This is a genomic window from Methylobacterium sp. 190mf (assembly GCF_900107945.1).
Taxonomy (GTDB): Bacteria; Pseudomonadota; Alphaproteobacteria; order Rhizobiales; family Beijerinckiaceae; genus Methylobacterium.
This window is the reverse complement of the sequence record NZ_FNVI01000043.1, coordinates 22,070-28,069: the sequence shown is the minus strand read 5'-3', so window position 1 is coordinate 28,069 and position 6,000 is coordinate 22,070. Positions and strand designations below refer to the sequence as shown.

At 70.6% G+C, this 6,000-nt stretch carries 3 protein-coding genes and 1 rRNA gene; 2 read left to right on the top strand and 2 right to left on the bottom strand.

Translation table 11 applies throughout. The features are described 5' to 3' along the window. A 16S ribosomal RNA gene (locus C4T42_RS29440) occupies positions 1–323 on the bottom strand; the annotation flags it as partial. A gap of 671 nt (positions 324–994) precedes the next feature. On the opposite strand from C4T42_RS29440, the gene C4T42_RS29435 reads away from it, so the two are divergent. Further along, entirely contained in the window at positions 995–2,761 is a 1,767-nt protein-coding gene (locus C4T42_RS29435; RefSeq protein WP_020094397.1) for a monovalent cation:proton antiporter-2 (CPA2) family protein, read from the top strand. Between the two features lie 375 nt (positions 2,762–3,136). Next, positions 3,137–5,521 (top strand): DNA topoisomerase, encoded by a 2,385-nt coding sequence (locus C4T42_RS29430; RefSeq protein WP_103986396.1) that lies wholly within the window; start codon positions 3,137–3,139, stop codon positions 5,519–5,521. 95 nt (positions 5,522–5,616) lie between these two features. Here C4T42_RS29430 and C4T42_RS29425 read toward each other — a convergent pair whose 3' ends face one another. Further along, on the bottom strand, positions 5,617–5,979 hold the full coding sequence (locus C4T42_RS29425; RefSeq protein ID WP_042669993.1) for a DUF4186 domain-containing protein: 363 nt from the start codon (positions 5,977–5,979) through the stop codon (positions 5,617–5,619). Positions 5,980–6,000: the final 21 nt, after the last annotated feature.

Here is a 6,000-nt window from a genome sequence, read left to right as displayed (position 1 = left end):
GCTGCCTCCCGTAGGAGTCTGGGCCGTGTCTCAGTCCCAGTGTGGCTGATCATCCTCTCAGACCAGCTACTGATCGTCGCCTTGGTAGGCCGTTACCCCACCAACTAGCTAATCAGACGCGGGCCGATCTTCCGGCAGTAAACCTTTCCCCAAAAGGGCGTATCCGGTATTAGCCCTAGTTTCCCAGGGTTATTCCGAACCAGAAGGCACGTTCCCACGCGTTACTCACCCGTCCGCCGCTGACCCCGAAGGGCCCGCTCGACTTGCATGTGTTAAGCCTGCCGCCAGCGTTCGCTCTGAGCCAGGATCAAACTCTCACGTTGAAGAGATTGATCTAAGCTGATCACAACTACTTGACAGAGGCTCACAATCATCCCGGCATCACTACCCGGATGTGTGAGCTTCCGAAGCGTTAGACAGCTCGCTTCTCTCGTTGATCCGGCTCTCGCCGGACCCGCAAGGACAAGCGCCGTCCACGCTTCTCTTTCCCGTATTCACTTGTCAAAGAACGGCGCCTGTTTACACAAGTGCCATTTGAAGATCAACAAAAAACTACTCGGCGCTCGCCGACCGTTGCTTGCAGTCTTCAGTGGAAGTCCGTCCGAGCGGCCCGCCCTGGCCGGGCACCGCGTCGGGAGGCGCCGTATAGGGCGCCAGAAATCGGCTGTCAATCGCCCGTCTTCTTCGACCCCGGACGCTGACGGGCGCGGTCGTCCGCGTGTGCGGACACCGCTCCCGGATCCGGCAGAGCCCCCGCGCGCAGAGACCCGTCGCCGCGCCAGCCTCTCAGCACACCCCTCCGTGATCCGGACGAGGGGCCTCGCTCCGGATCGCGCGTCAGAGCAGGCCGCACGATGAGTGCTCATGGAAACGATCCGTTTCGATAGTTTCCATTTCTGATTGCGCGTGCTTCGCTCAAGATGGATCCATCGGCGCGACGTCGGGGCCCTGCACGGGCCGCGGGGCGCCAGTGCACCCACGTAAGGACCCCGCCATGGCCGTCGAAGCATCCGGTGCCGCGAGCGAACTCGTCCAGGTCGTCTCCCTCCTGGCGGCCGGCGTCATCGCCGTCCCGCTGTTCAAGCGGCTCGGCCTCGGATCGGTCCTCGGCTACCTCCTGGCCGGACTGGCGATCGGGCCCTTCGGGCTCGGCCTGTTCACGGACGCCCACGCCATCCTCCACGTGGCGGAGCTCGGCGTCGTGATGTTCCTCTTCATCATCGGGCTGGAGATGGAGCCGTCCCGGCTCTGGGGCATGCGCCGCGCGATCTTCGGGCTCGGCCTGGCCCAGGTGGGCGCCTGCATCGCCGCCCTCACCCTGGTCGGACTCGCCCTCGGCTTCTCGATCACCGTCGCCTTCGTGGCCGGGACCGGCTTCGTGCTGACCTCCACCGCGATCGTCATGCAGCTCCTGGAGGAGCGCGGCGCGCTCTCGACGCCGAAGGGTCAGCGCATCGTGGCGATCCTGCTGCTGGAGGATCTCGCCATCGTGCCGCTCCTCGCCGCCGTCGCGCTTCTGGCGCCGGGCGGGAGCGCCGCGAGCGCGACGGAGCGCGCGGTCACGGTCGCCATCGCCCTGCTCTCGGTCTGCGCGCTCGTCGCCGCGGGGCGCTGGCTGCTCAACCCGCTGTTCCGCCTCCTCGCCGCCGCCAAGGCGCGCGAGGTCATGACGGCCGCGGCCCTCCTCGTCGTGCTCGGCTCGGCCCTCGCGATGCAGCTCGGCGGCCTCTCGATGGCGATGGGCGCCTTCCTGGCCGGCGTCCTGCTCTCGGAGTCGAGCTTCCGTCACCAGCTGGAGGCCGATGTCGAGCCGTTCCGCGGCATCCTGCTCGGCCTGTTCTTCCTCGGGGTCGGGATGTCCCTCGACCTGACGGTGATCGCCGCGAATGCCGGCCTGATCCTGGCGGGCGTCGCCGCCTACATGACCGTGAAGGGCCTGCTCATCTACGGCGTGGCCCGGGTGCTGCGCGCCTCGCACGCCGAGTCGCTGGAACGCGCGGCCCTGATGGCGCAGGGCGGCGAGTTCGCCTTCGTGCTGTACGCGGCCGCCGCGAGCGCGGGCATCATCGACAGCACGACCAACGCCGTCCTGACAGCCACCATCATCCTGTCGATGGCGATCACGCCGCTGATGGTCGTCGCCTTCGATCGTCTCGGTCCCAAGGCCGTCCCGTCCATCGACGGCGTCGAGGCGCCCGAGGACCTCGTGGGCAGCGCCCTGATCGTCGGGTTCGGCCGCTTCGGCCAGATCGCCAGTCAGCCGCTCATCGCGCAGGGCTGCTCGGTCTCGATCATCGACACGAACCCGAGCAACATCCGTCTCGCCGAGGGATTCGGCTTCAAGGTCTATTACGGTGACGGCACCCGCCTCGACATTCTGCACGCGGCCGGCGCTGCGACGGCGCGGGCGATCCTGATCTGCGTCGACGACACCGCGATGGCCAGACGCGTCGCGGAGATCGCCAAGGCGGAGTTCCCCCTGGTGCCCGTGCTGGCGCGCGCCCGGGATCGCGAACACGCGGTCGAGCTGATCCAGGCGGGCGTGGCCTACCAGATCCGCGAGACGGTCGAGTCGGCTCTGCTCCTCGGCGAGCAGGCGCTCCTGACGACCGGAGCCGAGCCGGAAGCGGCCAGCGCGATCCTGGCGGAGGTCCGGCGCCGCGATGCGGAGCGTCTCGATCTGCAGGTCGTGGGCGGCATCTACGCGGGTCGGGACCTCATTCACGGCAACAAGCCCGGCTCGGCGCACGCGGCCGGCTAGGCCGGCGACCGGGGCTCGGTGCCGTGCCCGCTGAAGGCTTGCTGGTCTCGGCAGACACCCGGGGCGGGCAACCCTCAGCGCGCGAGCGCGTGCCCGGAGCCTTCGGAGGACGGTGCGCGGGTCGACAGCGACGCACCAGCCACAGGCGGGAATCCGGCCACGGAGGTATTCCGGGTCGCCGCCGCGGGCGAGCCCGGCGCACAGGTACGAGCGCCGCTCCAGCATCGCGGCGCCGGCCGGTGTGCCTGGGGAGGGCGACACGCCGCCGGCTTCCCCACGGCTTCCCCTCTCAAGGCGCCAGTTGCGTCCCGAGCCCGTCTGGAACAAAATGTGAACCCTGGGTCAGGCGCGGCGACAGCCCGAGCGGTCAGCGACATGTCATCTCCGAGCTCCGGTCGCACGCTGTTCTTCTTCGAGAAGCCCTCGGCGATGCGCCAGTTGCAGCGCTTCTTCCGCTCGCCGAGCACGGTCTGCGTGGCCGCCGAGGGACATCTGCTGTCGGCCGAGGAGCCGGGCAGCATCCGGCCCGAGTGGAAGCCCTGGCGCTTCGACCTCCTCCCGATCGTCCTTCCCACGATCCCGGTCGGCTACGGCACGAACCGGTCCGGGCAGTCGCACGCACCGAAGATCGCCGCGATCCGGCAGGCGCTGAGCGGCGTGGACCGCGTGATCATCGCCACGGATCCGGGTCGCGAGGGCTCGATGATCGCGTGGGAAGTGCTCGAGCATCTCGGCTGGAACGGCCGGGTCGACCGGCTCAAGCTCGGCGCGCTCGACGAGGTCTCGATCCGACGCGCCTTCGCGGCCCTGGCCAAGGATCCCGCCTCGGGCGAGCGCGACTACGCCGCCTATCTCGAGGCGCTCTGCCGGCAGTACGAGGACTATCATCTCGGCCTGAACGGCACGCGGGCGATCTCGCTGCGCCTGCACCCGCCCGCCTTCCGGGAGCCCTGGCGCTTCGGCGGCGTCCAGACGCCGACCCTCGCCATCCTGGCGGACCTGGAGGAGCGGATCCGGTCCTTCGTGCCGCAGGACTTCTTCAAGGTCGCGCTGCACATTAGGACCCATGCAGGCGCGGAGATCACCCTCTGGCACGCCCCGAAGGAGCGGATCCTCGATGCGGCGGTCGCTGAGACGATCCGGTCCGCCGCGGCGACGTGGTCGGGCCCTCTGGCGGTCGCGCACAGGGATGTCCGGCGCGCGCCGCCCCGGCTGTTCTCGAAGGACACCCTGGCGCGACGCTGCGCCAAGCGGTTCGGCTGGGACCCGCAGCACACGGCCGGCATCGCTCAGGACCTCTACGATCAGGGGTACCTCAGCTACCCGCGCACGGAGTCGGAGCACCTGCCCGAGGGCCAGGCCGGCGATGCCGCCGCGATCATCGCGGCCGTCACGACCGTCCTGACCGACCTGAGCACAGTCGTTCCGCGCGACGCTGCGCCGCTGATCCGTCGCGGCCTGAAGGGCCACTACGTCGCGGATCCGGGCGAGCACCACGCCATCGTGCCCCTGCGCAAGGCGCCCGAGCGCGGCCGTCTCAGCACCGATCAGTTCCGCTTGTGGGAACTCGTGGCGAAGGCCTATCTCGCCGCGCACCTGCCCGACGGGGTCGACGCGCGCACGAGCGTCACGGCGGATGTCGCGACACCGCTGGGCGTGAGGCGGTTCGCCGTCTCCGGAAGCGTCGTGCGCGCGCCGGGCTGGCGCGCGCTCTACGGCAGCGAGGCCGAGCTCGAAACGGATGCCGTGCCCGGCAAGACCAAGCGCGAGGCGGAAGCCACCGCCACCCGCCTGCCGCTCGTGACCGACGGCGAGGGCGCCTCCGCCGCGACGGCGGAGATCGCCACCGCGAAGACCGAGCCGCCGCGGCGGATCACCCGAGGCGAATTGCCGGTGGTGATGGGCCGGCTGATCGACCAAGTGGACGATCCGGCCGCCAAGCGCGCCCTGGAGAACCCCGCCAACCCGAACGAGCCGAAGGGTCTGGGCACGGCCGCGACGCGCGACACGATCCTGCCCAAGCTCCTGAAGAGCCGCTACATCACGCTGTCTACCGGCAAGGATCCGGCCATCGAGGTCACCGAGGTCGGCCTGAGATTCGTAAGCGCGGTGCGCAGCGTGTTCCCGGCCTACGGAGATCCGGTCGGGCGCGCCATGTTCGAGGCGGAGCTCGCCGAGATCGGACGGGCGGCCACGCGCGCCGAGGCGGTCGCGCGCGCGACCGCCTTCCGCCAGCGCACCCGCGCCCGCCTCGACGACCTGATCACCGCGATCGCGCAGGCGCCGACGGTCAGCCTCGATCCGAGCCTGATCCCGGCCGGTCCGGGCGACCAGCGGCCGCCGACGCCGGCCATGGTGGCGTTCGCCGTGAGCCTTTCCGAGCGGAAGGGCGTGACGCTGCCGCGTGGCTGCAGGAGCAGCATCAGCGTCTGCCGCGCGTTCCTCGACACCCATGCCGGGCCGCGTGCCGGGCAGGAGGACGACGCCGGCCGCGCAGACGGCCGGCGGAGCCCGAGCGCGGCGATGGTCGGCTACGCACGCAGCCTCGCCCAGCAGCGCGGCATCCCGTGCCCGCCGGACGCGGAGACGGACTTCGACGCGTGCCGGCGCTTCCTCGACGCGCACGCCGCGTGGCAAGGGCAGGGGAGGGACGAGGCGAACGCCGGAGGGGCGAAGACCAAGCGGCCCGCGGAGCGGGAGAAGCGGCGGGGCCGTGTGGCCCGGACGCCGCGACCGGCAGCGGCACGCCGCCGGGCCTGAAGCGCCCCGGCGGGAGTGACAGGATCGCGGCGTTCGTCCGCGACGCCGACTTTGCCCCGTCTCGGCGGCGCCGGCCGCCCGGCCTGGCGCGCGGCTCAGGCGGCCTCGGGGTCCTCGGAGCGCAGCCAGCGCGCGATCGCGGCGACCACGTGGGCCTGCTCGACGGCGGTCAATGCCCGGCCGGCGGGGATCGCGTGCCACTTGGCCAGGCAACCGCGGCAGCAGGTTGCCGTCGCGTGCTGCGCCGTGAAGACGGGATGACCACGAAAGGGCGTCTGCTTGCCGTCGTTCCTCGGCTCGGCGGACGCGAGGCGTCGCCGCACGAAGTCCCGCGCGTGGTCCAAGACCGTCGGGAGCCCCTTCTCTCGCAGGTAGACCCGATCGGCGATCGCCAGCCGGAAGCGTCGCCGGAATGCGGATTGCGGGAGACGGTCGAACACCTCGTCGAGCGCTCGCATGCGCGCAGATCCCGGTCTACC